General features: G+C 58.1%; 18 protein-coding genes. 7 read left to right on the top strand and 11 right to left on the bottom strand.

The genetic code is table 11. From position 1 onward, the window contains the following. Window positions 1-160 precede the first annotated feature (160 nt). A complete protein-coding gene (locus IF205_RS17315) occupies window positions 161-1,324 on the top strand; it encodes a hypothetical protein (protein WP_259780602.1) in 1,164 nt (387 codons plus the stop codon). Window positions 1,325-1,751: 427 nt separating this feature from the next. On the opposite strand, the gene IF205_RS17310 is transcribed toward IF205_RS17315, so the two are convergent. From IF205_RS17310 to IF205_RS17300, 3 genes are all read right to left on the bottom strand, one after another. Further along, the gene (locus tag IF205_RS17310) at window positions 1,752-2,225 is read right to left on the bottom strand and encodes a DUF2867 domain-containing protein (RefSeq protein ID WP_259780601.1); all 474 of its coding nucleotides are present in this window, start codon (window positions 2,223-2,225) and stop codon (window positions 1,752-1,754) included. A gap of 63 nt (window positions 2,226-2,288) precedes the next feature. Beyond that, entirely contained in the window at window positions 2,289-3,155 is an 867-nt protein-coding gene (locus IF205_RS17305) for a GNAT family N-acetyltransferase (protein ID WP_259780600.1), read from the bottom strand. A 27-nt stretch (window positions 3,156-3,182) separates the two neighbouring features. Next, on the bottom strand, window positions 3,183-3,917 hold the full coding sequence (locus tag IF205_RS17300; RefSeq protein WP_259780599.1) for a substrate-binding periplasmic protein: 735 nt from the start codon (window positions 3,915-3,917) through the stop codon (window positions 3,183-3,185). A 208-nt stretch (window positions 3,918-4,125) separates the two neighbouring features. Here IF205_RS17300 and IF205_RS17295 point away from each other — a divergent pair, with 208 nt between their 5' ends. Together IF205_RS17295 and yddG are read left to right on the top strand one after the other, a co-directional pair. Then, complete coding sequence (locus IF205_RS17295; protein WP_259780598.1) at window positions 4,126-5,343, top strand: M24 family metallopeptidase; 1,218 nt, start codon at window positions 4,126-4,128, stop codon at window positions 5,341-5,343. Window positions 5,344-5,656: 313 nt separating this feature from the next. After that, window positions 5,657-6,553: an aromatic amino acid exporter YddG gene (gene yddG / locus IF205_RS17290; protein ID WP_259780597.1), complete on the top strand. Its 897-nt coding sequence runs from the start codon at window positions 5,657-5,659 to the stop codon at window positions 6,551-6,553. 7 nt (window positions 6,554-6,560) lie between these two features. On the opposite strand, the gene IF205_RS17285 is transcribed toward yddG, so the two are convergent. Then, complete coding sequence (locus tag IF205_RS17285; RefSeq protein ID WP_259780596.1) at window positions 6,561-7,787, bottom strand: CaiB/BaiF CoA transferase family protein; 1,227 nt, start codon at window positions 7,785-7,787, stop codon at window positions 6,561-6,563. A 147-nt stretch (window positions 7,788-7,934) separates the two neighbouring features. Between IF205_RS17285 and IF205_RS17280 the strand changes: the two genes are divergently transcribed. Together IF205_RS17280 and gst are read left to right on the top strand one after the other, a co-directional pair. Then, window positions 7,935-9,059, top strand: a complete 1,125-nt coding sequence (locus tag IF205_RS17280; RefSeq protein ID WP_259780595.1) for an alanine racemase — start codon at window positions 7,935-7,937, stop codon at window positions 9,057-9,059. Window positions 9,060-9,134: 75 nt separating this feature from the next. Then, the gene (gene gst, locus IF205_RS17275; RefSeq protein WP_259780594.1) at window positions 9,135-9,830 is read left to right on the top strand and encodes a glutathione transferase, Atu5508 family; all 696 of its coding nucleotides are present in this window, start codon (window positions 9,135-9,137) and stop codon (window positions 9,828-9,830) included. A gap of 20 nt (window positions 9,831-9,850) precedes the next feature. On the opposite strand, the gene IF205_RS17270 is transcribed toward gst, so the two are convergent. Genes IF205_RS17270 through IF205_RS17255 form a run of 4 tightly spaced genes read right to left on the bottom strand, consistent with a single transcriptional unit; the run spans window position 9,851 to window position 13,747 of the window. Continuing rightward, the gene (locus IF205_RS17270) at window positions 9,851-10,753 is read right to left on the bottom strand and encodes a lysophospholipid acyltransferase family protein (protein WP_259780593.1); all 903 of its coding nucleotides are present in this window, start codon (window positions 10,751-10,753) and stop codon (window positions 9,851-9,853) included. Beyond that, window positions 10,750-11,727: a tetraacyldisaccharide 4'-kinase gene (lpxK, locus tag IF205_RS17265; protein ID WP_259780592.1), complete on the bottom strand. Its 978-nt coding sequence runs from the start codon at window positions 11,725-11,727 to the stop codon at window positions 10,750-10,752. The genes IF205_RS17270 and lpxK overlap by 4 nt, the downstream gene beginning before the upstream one ends. Further along, entirely contained in the window at window positions 11,720-13,009 is a 1,290-nt protein-coding gene (locus tag IF205_RS17260; RefSeq protein WP_259780591.1) for a 3-deoxy-D-manno-octulosonic acid transferase, read from the bottom strand. Before IF205_RS17260 ends, lpxK begins: the two co-directional genes overlap by 8 nt. After that, complete coding sequence (locus IF205_RS17255; RefSeq protein ID WP_259780590.1) at window positions 13,010-13,747, bottom strand: lysophospholipid acyltransferase family protein; 738 nt, start codon at window positions 13,745-13,747, stop codon at window positions 13,010-13,012. Window positions 13,748-14,098: 351 nt separating this feature from the next. Between IF205_RS17255 and IF205_RS17250 the strand changes: the two genes are divergently transcribed. Next, window positions 14,099-14,593, top strand: a complete 495-nt coding sequence (locus IF205_RS17250) for an RT0821/Lpp0805 family surface protein (protein WP_259780589.1) — start codon at window positions 14,099-14,101, stop codon at window positions 14,591-14,593. 148 nt (window positions 14,594-14,741) lie between these two features. On the opposite strand, the gene IF205_RS17245 is transcribed toward IF205_RS17250, so the two are convergent. From IF205_RS17245 to IF205_RS17235, 3 genes are all read right to left on the bottom strand, one after another. Next, window positions 14,742-16,108, bottom strand: a protein-coding gene (locus tag IF205_RS17245) for an IS1182 family transposase (RefSeq protein ID WP_259780056.1) whose coding sequence is annotated in 2 segments (ribosomal slippage) — window positions 14,742-15,556 and window positions 15,556-16,108 — 1,368 coding nt in all. Because the reading frame shifts where the segments join, the coding sequence is not laid out codon by codon here. Between the two features lie 99 nt (window positions 16,109-16,207). After that, window positions 16,208-17,380, bottom strand: coding sequence for an acetyl-CoA C-acetyltransferase (locus IF205_RS17240; protein ID WP_259780588.1), 1,173 nt, complete (start codon window positions 17,378-17,380; stop codon window positions 16,208-16,210). A gap of 139 nt (window positions 17,381-17,519) precedes the next feature. Further along, the gene (locus IF205_RS17235; protein ID WP_259780587.1) at window positions 17,520-18,701 is read right to left on the bottom strand and encodes an alpha/beta fold hydrolase; all 1,182 of its coding nucleotides are present in this window, start codon (window positions 18,699-18,701) and stop codon (window positions 17,520-17,522) included. Between the two features lie 427 nt (window positions 18,702-19,128). Here IF205_RS17235 and phaR point away from each other — a divergent pair, with 427 nt between their 5' ends. Continuing rightward, window positions 19,129-19,749: a polyhydroxyalkanoate synthesis repressor PhaR gene (gene phaR, locus IF205_RS17230; protein ID WP_259780586.1), complete on the top strand. Its 621-nt coding sequence runs from the start codon at window positions 19,129-19,131 to the stop codon at window positions 19,747-19,749. Window positions 19,750-19,752 lie beyond the last annotated feature (3 nt).

The raw sequence follows: 19,752 nt of genomic DNA, 5'->3' as shown, positions 1-19,752 counted from the left end.
AGCAATTCTGCTTTGGATTTTTTGTCTTTCTATATTCCTTCTTGGCAAATACCCCGATATTCGGAGCGCTTTTCGGCCTGTATTCCGATCACTCATGAATTGGAGGATATTATCTGTATTTTTTGTTGCAGGAGGGTGGGTATTTGTCTGTATTAGATTGTTGTCTGACCTGAATCTGTGGTCAGAAAAAGATTTAAAGGAGACTTTTGTTTGGATTTTTACTTTTGCTCTAGTAACGCTATTTAACGTAAATAAATCAAAAAATGAACATGATTTTCTAGTATCAAGTATAAAAGGCACTATCGGTGCAAGTGTCTTTGTGATTTATGTTGCGGAGTTGTATGCTTTTCCTCTTTTGGTGGAAATTTTCATTTATCCAGTTTTAGTGTTTTTTGTTATTGCGAAAGAATTTTCAAAAAGGGATGATTGCAAAATTCTGGAATATACTTCTGAATTTATAATAATATCTTTCTTGGTTTCTGCTATTGTGAACAGCGTCACTCATGTATTGGAAAATTATGAAAATATAGATGGATTTTATATTCTAAAAGACTTCTGTTTGCCAATAATTTTATCTATTTTGTACTTGCCTTTCGTTTACTTATTCAGTGTTTTTTTGACCTATGAAAGAATATACGTACATTTGAATTTGTTTGGATGTGATGAGAGTATTCGGCCATTTGTTAAGAGAGAAATCTTTAGAAGATTTGGCATCAATGCTGATCTATTGAGACGTGTCGAAAAAGCGCTTCGTAGAGAAAAGATTCGAACGCGCGCTGGTGCACATGCAATTTTTTCTGACGTTCAGGGTATATGGTCAAAAGAACGATACCCTCCAAAAGTTTGTTCATCTGAAGGGTGGAGTCCATTTTGGGCCAATGAGTACTTGACTGAAGTAGGTCTAGTGCCGTCCGACTATTATAGTTTAGCTGGTGAGTTTTGGTCTGCGGAAACGAGCCTAGTTGATTTGTCTAAGCCCCCGTTCGCCGATAATTTGGCATATTACTTAGACGGTGATGAAGACGTCGTTCAGAGGCTAAAAATCGTTCTTAATGTAAATGACCTTGAAAGTGCCTCGTGTTCAGAAGAGGTATTTCGATCCGCTTGTCTCATGTTAGTGGAGCAGGCTATGGGAAACGTATCCAAGAAGATACAGCATCTAATTGATAGCGCTGAGCAGTTTGACGTAATTGAAGAAAATAGACGTATCAAAATGGTATCAACGGACATGGCTATTGAGAAATATCGGGGATATACTCGTAAGTTCATGATTTATTGTTGCCCAGAGTATCAAGCTTTGGGCGAAGGCGATGTCGCCGGTTGACCTAAGTGTTGAACCTAAACTTGCGCCACCACAAAAGAAGTAGGGCCCAAGAAGTAAATCCGGTAGCGAGTCCGGTCATGACGGTTTGTTTGGCAAGTGCACCTCTCTAATGTCGTCCTTATGCTTGGGCTGTCTTGGGCGGAGTGCCTGAGTTTCTCCAGACAGAACAACGGCTCCGCTGATACGCGGGTGGATCCCACGCATGACGGGTTTATTGAATGGTTTCAATATTTTACCCGCTCATTCCGGCGAAGGCCGGAATCTTGAGGCGGGTTTCATGAATGCCTGAGTTTACAGTTTGAGGTCCCGGCCTTCGCCGGGATGAGCGGATGAGTTGGGGAGGGGCAGGGATTATCAGGCCACAACCCTCACCCCGACCCTCTCCCAGGCTTGGGAGAGGGGGAACTGGCGGCAGGACCGGAAAAACTCAGGCCAGGTTCGACAACAAGCGCCGAACGATCAGTTTATGGAATGGGGTTATCGCAAAAATATAGAGATAGCCGAACCAGTGGCGGCGGTTGACGAGGGTGGACAGGGCGACTGCCGTGTCATTCCCTTCAGGGCGCGTTTCGACAACAACCCTGAAGTTGAGATGCCAGTCGTCAAACCCCACAACCACGGCGTCATCCGACCGGCTGATGACCGGAAAGGAGCCGACCTGCCCGCTATCAACAGAAATCTGCCCGGTTTTCAGGCCAATCAGGCTGACAATCCTGTTTCGCGTGCCGTTCAAAAGACGAATCCATGCGGGCGGCCTTGAGCCAAACATTCTGTCCACGGCTTGCGTGGCGTTTAACCTGCTTTCGGGGGTGATTGCCTCAAAAGTATCGGCCCAGTTTGCGCCGTCGAGATGCGCGTTGGGCAGCGCGATATCGACCTGCCTGATTCTGATACGGCTCATGGTGAAACTCTTTCCATAGGGAGGGGGAAAACGCTGGTTTTGGCTGTTTGGTGAGGACGGCGCTTACCCCACCTCAAAAGACGTGACGCCGAACAACCGGTCCAGCGGCAGGTCCGGGGCCTGTCCCGCATACATGCGGGCGGTCTCGAAGGAGAGGGTCATGCCGTGGCGTTTGGCAAGCGAGACGGCGGCGGGGTTGGTTTCCGGGGTGTCGAGGTAGTAGGGCGCGCCCGTCGGGACGGTGGCGGTCAGGGCGGCAAACAGGCTTTCCGCGCCCTTGGCGTCCTCGGCATAAAGCGGGCCGATCTTGTATCCCTCCCGGCAGGGGCGGCAGACGCCGTAACCGGCAAGCCTGCCGTCGCGGACCAGCGCGCGGGCGGTGGCCTCCGGCTGGGCAATCCAGGCGCGCAGGAAATCGGGCCGGGCCTCGGGGAAGAAGGGGCGGTCAAAGGCGGCGAGCTCGTCAAAGGGAATATCGGCGAGCGGGCGGATATTCCGGTCAAAGTCCGACGGGCATTCCGGGCAGGCGTCGCCGCCGTGGCCCTCGTAACGGATATTGCGATAGGCCAGTTCAAAGCCGGATTTGCGGTAGTTATCCTGCTGTGCCACCACGCCGTCCAGGCCGATGACGCGGCCCTTCAACTGGTCCATCCCGGCCTGCCACAACTGCCAGCCATAGCCATGGCCGCGCTTGTCGGGCCGCACGATGTAAAAGCCGATAAAGCCGAATTCCTTGCCATAGCGTATGGCGGAAATGGTCGCGATGACCTCGCCATCCAATTCGCCGACGAGAAAGCCGCCCGCGTCGATCCCGCCATAACAGGCCGCGTCGCTGAGGCCCGGGTTCCAGCCCTCCGCAGCAGCCCAGTCCACGGCCAGCGCCACGTCCTGCGGTGTCGCCGTGCGGATGGTATAGGCGTTATCGGTCATGGCGGATTTCCTCCTGATGTCAGCGCGTCACTGCCGTGCGCGCCATTGCTTGACCAACTGTTCAATCACACGTTCGCGTTCGCCCTGGCGCAGAACCGTGGTCAGGGCTTCTGCAATCCGGGGAACCAAATCCGCATGTTTCTTGTGCAGATAGTGATAGGCCTGATTGCTCTGAATCGGCTCCGGCGTCGCCTGAAGGCTCTCGTCGCCATATTTCAGGGCATCGAACTGGTTGGTGAGGATCAGGTCCACCCGGCCTTCTGCAAGGGCCAGAAACATCTCCGGCTGGTTGTTGAACATCTTCCGGCGTGTGCCCTCCGTGAAGTTTTCCAACACGATCAGGCCGCGGATGATGCCAACGCTGCGCCGGCCGAGATCTCCGGGCGTGCGGACCGGGGACAGCGCGGTGCGGGCATAGCCATTATTGCTGATTTCGATGACCGGAACCGGGACGCGGATAAGATCGGGATAGTCCTTTTCAATGACCGGCAGGCGGATTATCTCACCATCGACCAGTCCATGGTTGCTGCTTCGCAGGGCTCTGCGGCCGGGCAATGGCAAGGCTTTCACCGATAGGCCGAGCCGCTTGTAAGCCTTGACGAGAATAGGCGTGGCGATTTCCTGATAGGTGCTGCCCTCCGTATAACTCAACTGAAGGGTCTCTGCGCAGACCTCCGCGGGGGAGGCCATTGCCGCCAGGGCCGCGGCAGCCACGATCAATACCAGGCATGCAGACGAATGGATCATTGTTGTCGGTTTCAACGTCTATCTCTTTCATTCCGTCGAAGCGGCCTCAGCGCAGAATAAAATGCCGGTGAGGTAAATCCAACCCTTCATGTGGTCAGGCGGGGGCTTTGTGTTTTCCTTGCCCGCCTGCGCGATAACGAGCGCGACGTTGACTTCCCCCGTGCAGTCCCGTAATCCATTCTTTGAATATTGTATCCAAAAAATAAGGTCGAGGGATAAGGACATGGCAATCGGTGTTGGTGGTTCCACGATGGACGCGGAACTGGCGCGGATGGAAAGCATGCGCGGCGGCGTTGAGCCGATCTCTGTGGCGGAACGCCGGGCGCGGATTGAAAAGGCGCGGGAGCTTATGCGCGAACAGGGCATTGCCGCGCTCTATCTGGATGCGACCACCTCGCTCACCTATTTCACCGGCCTCAAGTTCTATCAGAGCGAACGTACGCTGGGCGCGGTGATCCCGGCAGAGGGCGAGATGTTCTATCTCTGCCCGGCCTTTGAGGTGGAAAAGCTGCGCGAGGGGATGACCATCGACGCGCCGGTCCATGGCTGGGAAGAACATGAAAGCCCCTTTGACCTGTTGGTGGAGCAGATCCACAAAGCGGTGGGCACAAGCGGCCGTCTGGCGGTGGACGAACAGGCCCCCTTCTTCCTCTTCGACGGGCTGCGCAAAGCGGGGTTGGCGCTGGACTGCGTCAACGGGGCCGCGATTGCCGGGGCCTGCCGGGCGCGCAAGTCTGCGGCTGAGATTGCATTGATGCAGCGGGCCAAGGATATCACGCTGGAGGTTCAGAAGGCCGCCGCGCGCATCCTGCATCCCGGCATCAAAACGACAGAGGTGGTGCAGTTCATCGACAAGGCCCATCGGGCGATGGGGGCCGATAACGGCAGCATCTTCTGCATCGTGCTGTTCGGGGAGCCGACCGCCTATCCCCATGGCGTCAGCTATCCGCAGGAACTTGAACATGGCGATATGGTGCTGATCGATACCGGCTGCCGGGTTGAGGGCTACAACTCCGACATCACGCGGTCCTATGTCTTTGGCGAGGCCAATGCGAAACAGCGCGAAATCTGGGCCTTGGAAAAGGCAGCGCAGGCGGCGGGTTTCGAGGCGGCCAGGCTGGGCGCCCCATGCGAGAATGTGGACAGGGCCGCGCGCGATGTGATCGTGGCTGCGGGCCTCGGCCCCGACTATAAAGTACCGGGTCTGCCGCATCGCACGGGCCACGGCATCGGCATGGATGTGCATGAAGGCCCCTATCTGGTGCGCGGTGACAAGACCCCGCTGGCGCCGGGCATGTGTTTCTCCAACGAGCCGATGATCTGCCTCTATGGTGAATTCGGCGTACGGCTGGAGGATCACTTCTACATGACCGAAGACGGCCCGCGCTGGTTCACCCAGCCCAGCCACAGCATCGACGACCCCTTCGGGTTGGAGGCTTAAGGCGGCACAACCATAAAAATCCGTCATCCCCGTGCTCGACACGGGGACCCACGAGTGCATTGTCCTGTCCGTAGGCGCGCTGCTTTTTCCGCTCCCACCTCCTTTACGTGGATACGCGGGTCAAGCCCGCGCATGACGGTTAAATATAATTTCAAAATGTACCCGCTCGTTCCGGCGAAGGGGCACACTTGACCACAACCCTCACCCTCCCAAAACCGGACAATTTGCCAAAACTTCCGTAGAATTCGTCAAGACGGCCCCGGGCATGCGGTGCTAAACCCATGGCGGTTTCAGTATTGGTGGGAGACAGGGCGTGGAGAAATCAACGGCGATCGGGACGGGCTGCGGGGTGGCAGCAGTGCTGCTTTGGGCGCTGCTGGCGCTGTTCACCACGGCGACCAAGGGCATTCCGCCCTTTCAGGTGCTGGCCGTCAGCTTTGCCATCGTCTTCGTTTTCGGCACCGGCTATTCGCTTTCACGCGGGCGGTTGACGGCGCGGGTCCTGCACCAGCCCAAACGGGTCTGGGCCCTGGGCATAGGCGCGCTGTTCTTCTATCATTTCTTCTATTTCATGGCGTTGAAGAATGCGCCCGCCGCCGATGCCAGCCTGATCGCCTATCTCTGGCCGCTGCTGATTGTGGTCTTCTCCGGTTTCTTACCCGGAGAGCGTATGCGGGGCTTTCACCTTGCCGGCGCGCTGATGGGGTTCGCCGGGGCAGGGCTGCTGGTTACCAAGGGGCAGGGGCTTTCCGTCGATCCGGCCTATGTCTTCGGTTATCTGTCGGCCTGCTGTTGTGCCCTGATCTGGTCCGGCTATTCCGTCATCAACCGCCTGTTCAAATCCGTGCCGACCGATATCGTCGGGCCGTTCTGCGGCGGTGTGGCGGTCTTGGGTTTCATCAGCCATTTCATCTTTGAAAGCTGGGTACAGCCTGATTTCACCGGCTGGCTGGCGCTTTTGGGCCTTGGGATCGGCCCGGTGGGCGCATCCTTTTTCCTGTGGGATTACGGCACCAAACATGGGCGCATCCAGTTCCTCGGTGCGCTCAGCTATCTGGCGCCGTTAATCTCGACCATCCTGCTGGTGATTTTTGGCCAGGCCCCGGCGTCGGTGACCCTGGGTCTGGCCTGTATCCTGATTGTTGCAGGCGCAGCAGTTGCCTCCGGCACCCTGCGTCTGCGCTCCCGACTGGCGGCGGAGGAAGGTTAAGTCGCTCTTACTCCGCCGTCGCTTTTTCTGATTTCAACTTTGTAATTTCTGCTTCATCCGCGCCAAGGACCTCGCGCAGGATTTCATCTGTATGCTGGCCCAGCGTCGGCGGGGCATAGCGATATTGTACTGGTGTCTCGGAGAATTTGACCGGGTTGGCGACCAACGGCACCTTGCCGTCACCCGCCAGCGGGTGATCCATTTCGATCCGCATGCCGCGATGCTTGACCTGCGGGTCGTCAAAGACCTGTTCGATGGTGTTCACAGGGCCGCAAGGCACGTGGATTTCTTCCAGCCCCGTCAGCCAGTCCGCCATACTGCGTGCCTTCAGGATCGGTTCCATGATCGCGTGGAGCGCCACGCGGTTTTCCACCCTTGCCCGGTTGGTGGCGAAAAGGTCATCGTCAGCCAATTCCGCTACGCCGGAGAATTCGCACCATTTGCGGAACTGGCCATCATTGCCGACCGCCAGGATGATGTAACCGTCGGACACCTCGAAGGTGCGATAGGGAACGATATTGGGATGTTCATTGCCCTGTCGTTCAGGGGATTTGCCGGAGACCAGATAGTTGGTCGCCTGATTGACCAGCCAGGACACCTGTGTGTCCAGCAAACAGGCGTCGATATACTGGCCCTGGCCACTACGGTCCTTATGGCGCAGGGCCGCCAGGATCGCGTTGGTGGCATACATGCCGCACATCACATCGGCAATTGCCACGCCGACCTTCATGGGCAGGCCGTCCGGTTCCCCGGTCACGCTCATGATACCGCCCATGCCCTGCGCCAGATAGTCATAGCCGCCGCGCTTGGCATAGGGGCCGTCCTGGCCGAAACCGGTGATGGAACAATAGATCAGGCCCGGAAACTCATCTTTCAGGTCCTCATAGGCGAGGCCGTATTTCTTCAACCCGCCGACCTTGTAATTCTCCACCAGAATATCGCATTCCTTCAGCAACCGCTTGATCAGGGTCTGACCTGCCTCGGTCGCCATATTGACCTCGATGGAGCGCTTGTTTCGGTTGGCGCAGAGGTAATAGGCGCTCTCGGATGTGTCGTTGCCGTCCGCGTCCTGCACATAGGGCGGGCCCCATTTACGGGTGTCGTCGCCCGCGCCCGGCCGTTCAACCTTGATCACATCGGCACCCAGATCCCCCAGTTGCTGGGTACAGGTCGGCCCTGCCAGGATGCGGCTGAGATCGAGAACGCGAATGCCGGAAAGAGGTTGGTCGGACATGAAAACACCTGTGGATCGGGAAAACTGGATCGCCGATAGTCTAGTCAGCGGGCAGGGCGGGTCCAGAGAAATGTGATCATAATTTACCCCTTGCAAAGAACTGTTCCCCGGGGGCAACTATCGGCAGAACGAATGGGAGAGGCTGTAATGAAAATCATTGATCTGCAAACACCTTGTCTGGTTCTTGACAAGGCAAGGTTGATCGCCAATCTGGACCGGATGCAGGCGGCAGTGGACCGGCAGGGCGTGGCCTTGCGTCCCCACCTGAAAACGGCCAAATCGGCAAAGGTTGCGGAACTGGCCGCGGCGCGCGGTGCCCGGGGGATCACTGTGTCAACGCTGGCAGAGGCAGAATATTTCGCCGATCATGGCGCTACCGACATCACCTATGCGGTGGGGATCACGCCAGATAAACTGTCCCGTGCCAAGGCATTGATGGATCGTGGCGTGAACCTGAAAATCATGACCGATAACCGGACGGTGGCTTGCGCAAATTCCGACTTCTCCAAGGCTCATGATTGCACTTTGCAAGTGTTGATCGAGATCGACTGTGGCGATCATCGTGCCGGTTTGCAGGCCGACGGGCCGGACCTGTTGGCGGTGGCCGGGGCGGTTGAGGCTCCGGCAAAACTGTTGGGACTGCTCACCCATGCGGGTCATTCCTATGGCGTTGATACCGCCGGACAGGTGGCGGAGATTGCAGAACAGGAACGGGCCGCGGCGGTCCTTGCGGCAAGCCGGTTGCGTGAGGCAGGCCACGATATTTCGGTGGTCAGCGTCGGTTCCACGCCGACAGCCCTTTTCGCAAGCGACCTGACCGGTGTGACGGAAGTGCGCGCAGGCGTCTATGTCTTTTTCGATGTGGATCAGATGTCGCGTGGTGTTTGTACGGCAGATGAAATTGCCCTGACGGTGCTGGCCAGCGTCATCGGCCATAACCGGGCGGCAAATAAAATCCTGCTGGATGCAGGCGGGCTGGCTCTGTCCAAGGACCGCAGTGCGGACCATTTCGCTCCCCGTGCCCATTATGGCCTCCTCTGCGATGCGGAGACGGGGACGCTTTTGCCGGAGTTGAGCGTGACTTCGGTCAGTCAGGAACATGGTCATGTGGTTGTGGAAGACGACAGGGCCTATGACCTTCTGCCTATCGGCGCGAAAGTCCGCATTCTGCCGATCCATGCCTGCATGACGGCGGCGGCCTATGATCGCTACAATGTGGTGGATGGCAGTGCGGAGGTCACCGATACCTGGGATCGCTGCAACGGCTGGTGACTTGTCTGCACCCGGAATCGCGGAACGGAAGATGACTGTGTGCCTCAACCATTAACATATGGAAGGATACCCCGTATGGCTGATTATACCTTGTGTTACTGGCCACTTCCCTTTCGTGGACAGTTCATCCGGACTGTCCTGGCGCATCTTGAAGTGAGCTGGGAGGAAACAGGCAGTGACGTCATCGCGACACAACGGGCACTCGCGCCGCAGGATCAGCTTGTTCCTCATATGGGGCCGCCGATCCTTATCGACCATGCGGCCGGCGTGTCTTTGTCGCAGACGCCTGCCATACTGACTTATCTTGGCAGCAAGCACGGGATGCTTCCAGGCGACCCGCTGGGGGATGCTCTGACCGCCAAGGTCATGGCCGATGCCAATGACGTGCTCTGTGATATGACTCTCAACAACGGTGCGCAGATGTGGACCCGGGCAAGCTGGGACAACTTTCAACCACGCCTGGAGAGATGGATGGAAATCTTCGAGACAACCGGCCGCCGTCATGGCATGACGGCGCAGGTGGGTTTTCTGCTTGGCACCGATGCGCCGGGGATTGCCGACTTTGCGGCCTATACCCTCTGGAATACGATGACGTCCAGCTTCCCCACGCTCCGCTCCATGCTTGATGCAAAAGCACCTGCTATCGCCGGTCTTTGCGACCGGCTTGCCGTTTCTCCCGATCAGGAAAGGCTGCGTGCCTGGAGCGATGCCGAATATGGTGATACGTGGTGTGGCGGTATGATTGAGGCGTCGCTTCGCGCCGCGCTTTGAGTGCAGACGCAGAGGGGTGATCAGTCCGGCCAGCGTTTGTGGACCCAGAACCACTGGCCCGGGCGTTCCCTGATCCAGCCTTCCAGCAGGGCGTTCATTTCTGTGGTGACAGCCAAGACGTCCGCCTTACGGTCGCCGCTGTCCGGCAGGTCCATCGGCGGCAGGATTGTTGCCCGAAAGCGGGAGCCCGGCAACCGTTCCAAACGCGTCGGGATCAGCGGGCATTTGTGCCGGATCGCCAGTTCCGCCGGGGATTGTGTGGTCATGGCGTCCCGTCCGAAGAAAGGCACAGGCAGTCCTTCATTCAACTTCTGATCCACCAGCAGGCCCAGAGGTTTATCCTCTTTCAAAACCCCCAGAAGGCGGCGTGAGCCTTCGCGGCCCTTGGGCAGAAGTTCCGCCGTGAACCGGCCCCGGATTTTTCTGACCCAACGTTCCAGCCAGGGGTTATCCACGCGCCGGTAGATGTTGACGAGAGGATGCCCGCGATGGGCGGGGCACAGGCTTGCGATTTCCCAATTGGCCATATGGGCGGAAAAGATGATGAAGCTCTTACCGCTGTTCATCGCCTGGGTGAGATGTTCTTCCCCGATGATTTCCACCCGGCTGTGAGGGCCCGTGGTGACGATTTTGTCGACCTGTGCGGATTCACCGATGCTGCGTCCCAGATTGTCCCAGACCTCTTTGAGGATATGATTGATTTCGGCCCTGGATTTTTCCGGGAAAGCGCGTTCCAGGTTGCGGCGGGCGGTTTTATGGGCGCCGGTCAGAGGCCCGACCAACCTGGCCAGTGCCGCGCCGATGGCTGCCGCCCAGGTCAGCGGCAGATAACGCAATGGAATCAGAACGGCAAAGGCCGCCAGGGCCTCCAGCGGATAGGTGATCCATGTTTTTATTGTGTTGTTTTTTGCGGACGCGCTCATTTCGCGAATACGGTCGTTAGAAGTTTCCCGATCTTCTCCTCGTCGGACCAGTCGAGATGAACCGGCAAGGCAGTGACGGCGGGTTTAATCGCTTCCGGCACGCGAACCAAGTCTTTTTCCGTGGTGACAAGCAGGGCGCCTGCACTGTGGGCGGTCTCCAGCAGTAATGCCAGGTCACCTTCGGTGTAGGGGTGATGGTCGGGGAAGGCGTGGAAACCCTGAATGTCGGCGCGCAGTTCCTGCAGGGTCTCGCGGAATTTCTCCGGTCGTCCGATGCCTGCAAAGGCCACGACCTTTTGTCGCCAGCCGATAATCCCTTGATCCGGGGAGAGGATGGCTTTTACAACCGGGCCCGTGAAACCCTGAATATCCTGTTGGCCCTTCAATCCAGTACCAATCAGGACAATGGCGTCGGCCCGTCGGAAGCCTTCATCGACCGGTTCGCGCAGGGGGCCTGCGGGGATGACCCGCCCATTGCCAAACCCGGCCCCGGCGTCGACCACCAGGATCGAAAGATCCTTATGCAGGCCGGGGTTTTGAAAGCCGTCATCCATGATGATGACATTGGCGTTGGTATTCTCGATGGCTTTCGCACCTGCGACCCGGTTGCGCGCCACGGTCACCGGCGCATGCCGGGCTAACAATAACGGTTCGTCACCGACATCTTTCGGTTTGTGGTCCGACGTTACCCGCACCGGCCCCCACAGCGACCCGCCATAGCCGCGGGAGAGAATATGCGGACGGTCGCCGCCGGCCTGCAGGATTTTCGCAATGGCAATGGCAGTGGGCGTTTTGCCCGCGCCACCGGCCACGAGGTTGCCGATGCAGATCACGGGCAAACGGCTTTTATAGGGTTTTTTGATCTTGCGGCGAAGCGATCCGATGCCGGCGTAAAGCGCACTTAACGGGCTCAACAAGGTTGGCATCGGCCCCTGCGGCGCAGAGGCGGACCAGAATTCCGGTGCCTTAGCCATCTGATTTCTGCCCCCCATCGGCCATTTGGGCCCTGATCACATCGGTGATATCATCCAGGATGCGTTCTCCCTGACGGGCATAGTAGAGGGCCTGCCGGGCCGCTTCTTCACGGGCCTGTCGGGAGGCAAGCAGGCGGTCGACCTGGGTCGCCAGTGCCTCTTCATCTTGAACGGATATAGCAGCCTGTGCGGATAGCATGTCCCGCTCAACGTCGCTGAAATTCGCCATGTAGGGGCCGAACAGGATGGCGCAGCCAAGTTGTGCAGGTTCGATCGGGTTATGCCCGCCAATCCTGTCTATCAGAGAGCCGCCGACAAGGGCGATGGGGCAGACGGTGTAGAACAGGCCCAATTCGCCAATTGTATCTGCCACATAGATACCGGTCGTGGCGTCGATAGTATCCTGACGGCTTCGTATGGCGATCGCGCCGTCGGTCGCGGCAGAGGTGATATCCGCCAGGACTTCTTCCAACCTGTCCGGGTGGCGCGGCGCAATGATCGTCAGCAGGTCCGGGTATTTCGCCGTGAGGCGCTGATGGGTGCGGGCAACAATGGCCTCTTCGCCAGCATGGGTGCTGGCGGCAAGCCAGACGGGCCGGTTCCTGATTGCCTCACGCAGGATCGAGATGGCCTCGGCATTTGCCTTCAACGGGGCGGCAGCCAGCTTCAGGTTCCCCAGAAGGCGAACGTCACGCGCACCAAGCGCCTGGTATTTTTCCGCGTCTTCGGTGGTTTGCGGAAGGACAATGGAAAAGCATTCCATAAGGCGGCGAGCCGACCCGCCAAAGCGCCGCCAACGCCGGAAGGACCGCAGGCTGAGCCTGGCATTGGCAAGCACCAGAGGAATGTCACGGCGGCGCGCACCGAAGATGAGGTTCGGCCACAACTCCGATTCCAGCCAGATTGCGATATCAGGATGCCAGTGATCCAGAAAGCGGCGGACCCAGCGTGGATGGTCGAGCGGCACGAATTGATGGATCGCACGGTCAGGCAGCCTGTTTGCCACCACCTTTGCCGAGGTCACCGTCCCGCTGGTCAGCAGCACATGCAACGTCTTGTCATCTTCCAGAAGGCGGCGGATCAGCGCCAGCGAAGAGACCGCCTCGCCGACGCTGGCCGCATGGAGCCAGATGAGCCTGCCTTCGGGCCTGGGATGGGACGCGATGCCCTTGCGTTCGGTGATGCGTTCAGGATGTTCCTTCGCCCGTGCCAGCCGCTTGGCCAGCAGGTGACTGAGCAGGGGGCCGGATGCACCGGACAGGAGGCGATAGGCGAACAGCATTCAGGCCGCCTCCTTGTCTGAGGGATTGTCCTTGTCTTCCGGTGCAGGGGGGATGGGGGCATGCCCCATGCGGCGGTCCGCTTCATCTGTGAAGTCGGTCAACGCCTGTTCCAGGTGTTGCCGGAAGGCTTCCGCCCCTTCCTTGTCCATTTTACCAGGCAGTTCGAACCCTGTATCCCACATGAAAATCCCTTTGTTGAAGGGCAGGGGCAGGCAGAACCGGTCCCAGCTATTAAGCAGGATACGCCGCTTGACGGAAAACGTGACCATGGTGATGCGCGCCTTGCCCAGGCGTGCGATTGCAACCGGACCGTCCTTCATGCGCATACGCGGTCCCCGGGGGCCGTCCGGGGTGATGCCGATAAAGGAACCGGCTTTCATTTCCCGAAGGATGGATTTCGTGGCGGCGGCCCCGCCGCGCTGGGATGATCCGGCGATGCTTTTGATATTGAAATGCGCCATGGTGCGGATCACGATCTGTCCGTCGCGATGGCCGGAGGCCAGGATCGTCAGCGGCCATTTCTTCGGACGCCAGGCATAGGGCATCATGGCGATGCGGTTATGCCAGAGGACAATCACAAAGGGCTTTCCCTCCGCGATCAGGGCGTCACGCGCCTCAATACCCTCATGCTCCCAGCGGCTGGTGTAATAAACCAGGCGGATATATTGCGCGATGATCCAGCAGACAACCGCATGCGCCGCGTCGGAGCGCATTATCTTTTTGACCAAACGTTTCATCCTTCCGCACTGCCTTTTTCTGTGAGGCAGTTCAAGGGGATTTCCTCAATATGGCTTGTTAAACGCATGGTCCACTAAAAGTAAAAATCGGCTTTGTTTGACGGAAATTCAGATGGTTAAACGAATAGCTTTTGTGTAAGCCCCGCTGTATAGCATGCGATCCCGCAGACAACCACAAATCAATTGCGGTGCCTGCGTAGTGGTTATGCGATATTGAGGTCCTGCAAGACAATAAAGTATTTAATGCAAAATTTATCTAGAAACCCGGCAGATATTACCTGTTGGCGGCGTTCAAATACTTTGTAATAATTACGCAAGTTGAAGTTTTAATGCTTGGGTACCCTTCGACCAATGAGAAAAGCAACTCTGTCTCTCCTGCTGGCGGCGTCCCTGGCGACGACCGGCTGTATCACGGGCAATCAGATTGACCGGAAGGACAAGCTTGCCGGTGGTGCCGTTGTCGGTGCGGTGGCCGGTGGCCTGTTGGGCTACAGCCTGATGGGGGGCAGCGGCGCCAGTTCCGGCTCACAGCTTCTCGGCATGGCGCTGGGCGGGGCGGCTGGTGGTTATGCCGGATATTGGGCCGCAGACCAGATGAGCCGCTGGGACAAATCCGCCATGCAATCCACGGCCTATGAAAGCCTGGAGGCAGGCAACGGCCAGACCCTTAGCTGGAAGAATGACCGAAGCGGTAATTTCGGCAGCTTCACACCGCTGCGTACTTTCCTGGACCATAAAGGTCGCCTCTGCCGTGACTTCGTCACTACGATCAATGTCAGCGGCGAGGAACGCAAAGGTCAGCAGACCGCCTGCAAGAATGGCGCGGGTGTCTGGGTGATCATCTGACCCTGGTAAAGGATCAGACAGGTAAAGAAAAAGGGCCGTCCGGAGGCGGCCCTTCCAGACCGTTGACAAACCCCGTCGATATTCGGCGGGGTTTAGTTTTGGATGTTTGCCGGTTGTTATTGAGGGAGAGTGAGAAGTCCCCTTTCGATCAGATCGGGCTGGTTTCGGTTTTTGGAGCCATTGCGAGGGCGATTTTCTTGATGTTTTGGGCGGCGGCGGCGAGCAGGCATTGCGTTTTGACGGCGATGAGGCCGCGGAAGCGGGCGTATCGGTGTCCGAAGAGCTGCTTTGCGTCGGCAAAGGAGCGTTCTACAGTTTCCTTGCGTCTTTTATAGAGCCTTTTGCCCCAGTCGGTGAGACGGTGGGCGTCCGTGCGCTCCCGGGCGTCCTGCCAGACATGGCGGGTGACGGTTTTGGTGTGTTTGGCGCTGCCGGTGCAGGAGGCAAGCAGCGGGCAGGTGGCGCAGACCTTCGGGTCGCTTTTGTAATGGCGATAGCCGTTGCGGTCGGTGGTGGCATAATTCAGGAACTGGCCCTGCGGACAGCGGTAGCCGTCTAACTGCCGGTCGTACTGATAGTCCCGCTTGCGCAGCATGCCTGCCCGGTGGTTCGGGCGGCGATAGCCGGTTACACCGAGGATATCCCTGTCTTCCAGCCCCTTGGCGATGCCCGCCGTGGCATAGCCTGCATCCAGCCCGACCGCCTGGACATCCAGGCCGAAGCGGTCCCGCTGCCGGTCGAGCCGGTCCAGATAGGGGATACTGTCATGCACAGTGGCCGGGGTGGCGTGAGTATCGGTGATGATGCCATAACGCCCGTCCACCGTGCGATGATCCAGATAAAAGAACCCCTTGGGCTTGCCTTCACGCACCATGTAACCGGCTTCCGGGTCGGTGCGGCTGACCTTGGTCTCCTTTTGCCCGGGCGCGCGTTCCTTCGCCTTCAGCGGCTTTTTGGCATGGCCGCCCGATCCTCCTCAACCGCCAGGTCCAGCGCGTCCCAATAGTCGGCCCGGGACTTGGCGACCACTTGGCTGTCCCATTTGTTCTTGTTGGCATTGGCCTTCAGATGGGTGCTGTCGGTATAAAGCACCGTGCCGTCCACAAGACCCTTGGCAATTGCCTGTTCGACAATGTGATCGAAAATATCCTGCGCCACAGACACATCCTGGTAGCGGCGGCGGCGGTTCTGCGACAGCGTCGAGGCATCGAACACCTTGTCGGTGAGGCCCAAGCGCAGAAACCAGCGATAGGCCACATTCACCTCGATCTCCCGCACCAACTGCCGCTCCGAGCGGATGCCGAACAGGTAGCCGATGAACAGCGCCTTGAACAGCATCACCGGGTCCAGCGCCGGGCGGCCATTATCCGCGCAATACAGACCGGCCACCCGGTCGTGGATAAACGAAAAGTCGATCACCGCATCGATCTTGCGAAGCAGGTGATCCGCAGGCACCAGACCCTCCAATGTCACCATCTCAAGTCGGCCCTGTTCAGGCTGGGGCTTCTTCAACATAAAAACATAGAATCACAAAGGCCCCGCTTGCGCGAGACCTTTGTCAGCAGTCTGAGGGCCGTCCGGAGACAGCCCTTCGTTGTTTCAGGCTTTTGGAACTTAGCGTTCCAGGCACATGGCGACGCCCATGCCGCCACCGATGCAAAGCGTGGCGAGACCCTTTTTGGAATCGCGTTTCTGCATTTCGTGCAACAGGGTGACGAGCACACGTGCGCCGGATGCGCCGATCGGGTGGCCGATAGCGATCGCACCGCCGTTGACGTTCACGATATCCGGGTTCCAGCCCATGTCCTTGTTGACGGCCAGCGCCTGGGCGGCGAAGGCTTCGTTGGCCTCGACCAGGTCCAGGTCGTCCACTTTCCAGCCTGCCTTTTCCAGGGCCTTGCGGGAAGACGGGATCGGGCCGGTGCCCATGATCGCAGGATCGACACCGGCGGTCGCCCAGGAGGCGATGCGCGCCAGTGGCGTCAGGCCGCGTTTTTCAGCCTCTTCCGCACTCATCAGGACAAGGGCTGCCGCGCCGTCGTTGATGCCGGAGGCATTGCCTGCGGTTACGGTGCCTTCCTTGTCGAAGGCCGGACGCAGGGCTGCCAGTTTTTCAGCCGTCGTGCCGTGACGCGGGTATTCGTCTGTGTCCACCACGGTGTCGCCCTTGCGGCCAGCGATGGTCACGGAAACCAGCTCGTCGTCGAACCTGCCTGCCTTCTGGGCGGCTTCGGCCTTTTGCTGGGAATGGGCGGCGAAAGCGTCCTGTTCCTCGCGGGTCAACTGCCACTGCTTGGCAACGTTTTCCGCAGTGTTACCCATGTGATAGCCGTTAAATGCACACCACAGGCCGTCCCGGATCATGGTGTCGATGAATTTCATGTCGCCCATCTTCTGGCCGGAGCGCAGATAGGCGGCGTGGGTTGACTGGCTCATGCTTTCCTGGCCACCGGCCACGACGATGGAGCTGTCACCGGCCTTGATTGCCTGCAGGCCAAGGGCCACGGAACGCAGGCCGGAACCACAGACCTGGTTGATCACATACGCCGTCTTGTCGGTCGGGATGCCGGCTTCGACAGCGGCCTGACGGGCCGGATTCTGCCCCTGCGCGGCGGTCAGGATCTGGCCCAGAACCACTTCATCCACGTCCGCAGCGTCGACCTTGGCACGGTTCAGGGCTTCCTTGATGGCGACCGTCCCGAGATAGGACGCGGACACCGCACTCAAGCTGCCGTTAAATGCACCAACCGGTGTACGTGCTGCGCCGACGATTACCACATCAGTCATTGTCGTCTCCTCCCAATGATGTCTCGAATCTGACCCGTGCCTGATGCATCGGCGTCAAAACCTGTTCACTCTGCAATTGCTGCATTGCAATATAATGACAGATGAAAGCCGACACAACAAATCAGCGCTTTAATTTGGATTAACTCAACGCGAATTGCAGGATTTCCTGCCAAACGCCATCCCGTGCCCGGCGGCTGGTGACCATGCCGATATGCCCGGCGTGGGGCGTAATGGTCGTCCCATGTGGCAGCTTGTCCGCCAGCGCCTGTGCAGAGGCGGGGGGAACGATCCGGTCGCCGGAGGGGATCAGGCATAGTGTCGGCACCTGACAGTTTTCGGGCAGCACGGCCTTGCCACCCACGGTCCATGTGCCCTTGGCTGTCAGATTGTCGCCATACCAGTCGTGCAGGCAGGTCCGCGCGGTCGGCCCGGTCAGCGGCACGCCGTCATTCAGCCAGTCTTCCAATGCGACAAAGGCGCGCGCCTGGTCACTGGCCGGGTCCAGGTCGGCAAAGCGAGTGAATTTCTTCAGACCCAGAAGCGGGTCGAGCAGGGTGAAAAACATCTGCAACACATCGGTCGGCAGCATGTCATAGGTGGTGACCACCCAATCCAGCCAGGGTTGCATACTGCCCAGGATGCCTGCCTGGGTGCCACCGTCACTATGGAAGTCCCAGGGCGTTGCCATCAGAATCTGACGGGACACATATTGCGGTACCTGCAAACAGGCGCTCAACGTCAGTAGGCCACCCATGCAATAGCCCAGCAGGATAACCGGTTCCCCATGCCGGGCCGCCAGGTCTTCCAGCACCATGGTCAAACGCCGGATATAGTCCTCCAGGCCGAATTGTGTCTCTTCGTCGCCGGGCATCCCCCATTCCACCAGATAGGGATGCACGCCCTGACCGGCCAGCCAGCGGGCAAGGCTGCAATCCTCTGACAGGTCCAGGATGTAACCCCGGTTGACCAGGGACGGGACGAGAAGAACGGGCGGGCCGTCGCCACCAAAATCCAGAACCTGGGTGCTGCCCATGGTGTGGATACTGTCAACGGGGGGCAGATTGCGGCGATAGGCGTGACGCCGATAGGCTTCGATCCCGGCCAGGAACTGATTACTGCGGTGGCTGATTTCCTCGCCAAGCGCCTGATAGAGTTCGGCGAAGGCGGGGCTATCCGCGTTTTGCCGGAGGGCGTTTTGCAGGTCCGCGCTCAGGTTTGCGGCCTTTTCCTGAAGACTTGGGTGCAGGGCTGCCTTGTTCGAGCTGTCGCAGCCGCCGATCAAGCTCGTCAACGCGATGGGCGAGCTGGTCAAGGTCGCCATTGCCGAGGTCAGATGAAGCGGGAGAGGACGTGGACCCATCCGTCCGTGCTGCGCTTGCGTTGTAGCCAAAGAAATTGCCCCATGCCGTAAGGTTTGTCTGGGCCAGCCGCATATATTCGGAATCCTGGGCCATCAGGGTCAGTTGCTCCTGCCAAAGGTCCAGTATCCGCGCGGCCAGGTCCCGCATTTCCGGTGCTTTATCCATCTGTGTTACTATAGCGATGCTGAAGGCTCGTGACCATTGGGATGAACGGAATAACTGTTTTTTCGGGCCAAAAATGACTGACATCAGATGCTTTGGCAACGCAGCATTTTCTTGGCGCTTGACTGCTTATCTGTTATGCGTTGCAAAATAAGAGGTTGCGGCAGGAACCGCGACCGTCCAAGGATAAGGCAAGAGAATATAATAGGGAGCCGGTTGCTGGTTATGGTTGACGCGACTAAAGGTGGGCAGGAGCCCATCACAATCAAGAAATATGCGAACAGGCGGCTCTACAATACGGCCACCAGTAGTTATGTAACTCTGGACCATCTGTGCCAGATGGTGAAGGACGGGGTGGAATTCGCGGTTTTCGACGCCAAGAGCGGCGAGGATATCACGCGGTCCGTCCTGACGCAGATCATCGTGGAAGAGGAAAGCAAGGGGAACCAGAACCTGCTTCCGATCAGCTTCCTGCGCCAGTTGATCAGTTACTATGGGGACAATATGAAACAGATGCTGTTGCCGCAGTATCTGGACATGACAATGAAAAGTTTCGGCCAGAACCAGGAACAGATTCAGCAATATATGCAGGATACCTTCGGTTCGGTATTCCCCTTCGGCAATCTGGAGAAAATGGGCCAGCAGAATATGGCCATGTTCGAACAGGCCATGCAGATGTTCTCGCCTTTTTCAGGCATGACGGGCGGTAAACCGGCAGCCCCTGCCTCCGCACCGGAACCGGAACAGGAGCGCGCCAGTGAAGGCGGCGATCAGTTGAAGGATTTGCAAAAGCAACTGGACGCCATGCAGAAACGCCTGGAAAGCATGGAAGACAAGTCGAAATAAAAA

The sequence above is a fragment of the Aestuariispira ectoiniformans genome (genome assembly GCF_025136295.1).
In the GTDB taxonomy this organism is placed as follows: domain Bacteria; phylum Pseudomonadota; class Alphaproteobacteria; order UBA8366; family Aestuariispiraceae; genus Aestuariispira_A; species Aestuariispira_A ectoiniformans.
Note: the sequence above shows the minus strand (reverse complement) of the source record. Positions and strands in the feature narration are given on the sequence as shown.

Bases quoted from the DNA above. Each gene is read 5' to 3' on its own strand.
- IF205_RS17310 (WP_259780601.1), bottom strand. From the start codon at position 2,225: ATGAGCCGTATCAGAATCAGGCAGGTCGATATCGCGCTGCCCAACGCG.
- IF205_RS17305 (WP_259780600.1), bottom strand. From the start codon at position 3,155: ATGACCGATAACGCCTATACCATCCGCACGGCGACACCGCAGGACGTG.
- IF205_RS17295 (WP_259780598.1), top strand. From the start codon at position 4,126: ATGGCAATCGGTGTTGGTGGTTCCACGATGGACGCGGAACTGGCGCGG.
- IF205_RS17285 (WP_259780596.1), bottom strand. From the start codon at position 7,787: ATGTCCGACCAACCTCTTTCCGGCATTCGCGTTCTCGATCTCAGCCGC.
- IF205_RS17280 (WP_259780595.1), top strand. From the start codon at position 7,935: ATGAAAATCATTGATCTGCAAACACCTTGTCTGGTTCTTGACAAGGCA.
- gst (WP_259780594.1), top strand. From the start codon at position 9,135: ATGGCTGATTATACCTTGTGTTACTGGCCACTTCCCTTTCGTGGACAG.
- IF205_RS17270 (WP_259780593.1), bottom strand. From the start codon at position 10,753: ATGAGCGCGTCCGCAAAAAACAACACAATAAAAACATGGATCACCTAT.
- lpxK (WP_259780592.1), bottom strand. From the start codon at position 11,727: ATGGCTAAGGCACCGGAATTCTGGTCCGCCTCTGCGCCGCAGGGGCCG.
- IF205_RS17260 (WP_259780591.1), bottom strand. From the start codon at position 13,009: ATGCTGTTCGCCTATCGCCTCCTGTCCGGTGCATCCGGCCCCCTGCTC.
- IF205_RS17255 (WP_259780590.1), bottom strand. From the start codon at position 13,747: ATGAAACGTTTGGTCAAAAAGATAATGCGCTCCGACGCGGCGCATGCG.
- IF205_RS17250 (WP_259780589.1), top strand. From the start codon at position 14,099: ATGAGAAAAGCAACTCTGTCTCTCCTGCTGGCGGCGTCCCTGGCGACG.
- IF205_RS17240 (WP_259780588.1), bottom strand. From the start codon at position 17,380: ATGACTGATGTGGTAATCGTCGGCGCAGCACGTACACCGGTTGGTGCA.
- IF205_RS17235 (WP_259780587.1), bottom strand. From the start codon at position 18,701: ATGGCGACCTTGACCAGCTCGCCCATCGCGTTGACGAGCTTGATCGGC.
- phaR (WP_259780586.1), top strand. From the start codon at position 19,129: ATGGTTGACGCGACTAAAGGTGGGCAGGAGCCCATCACAATCAAGAAA.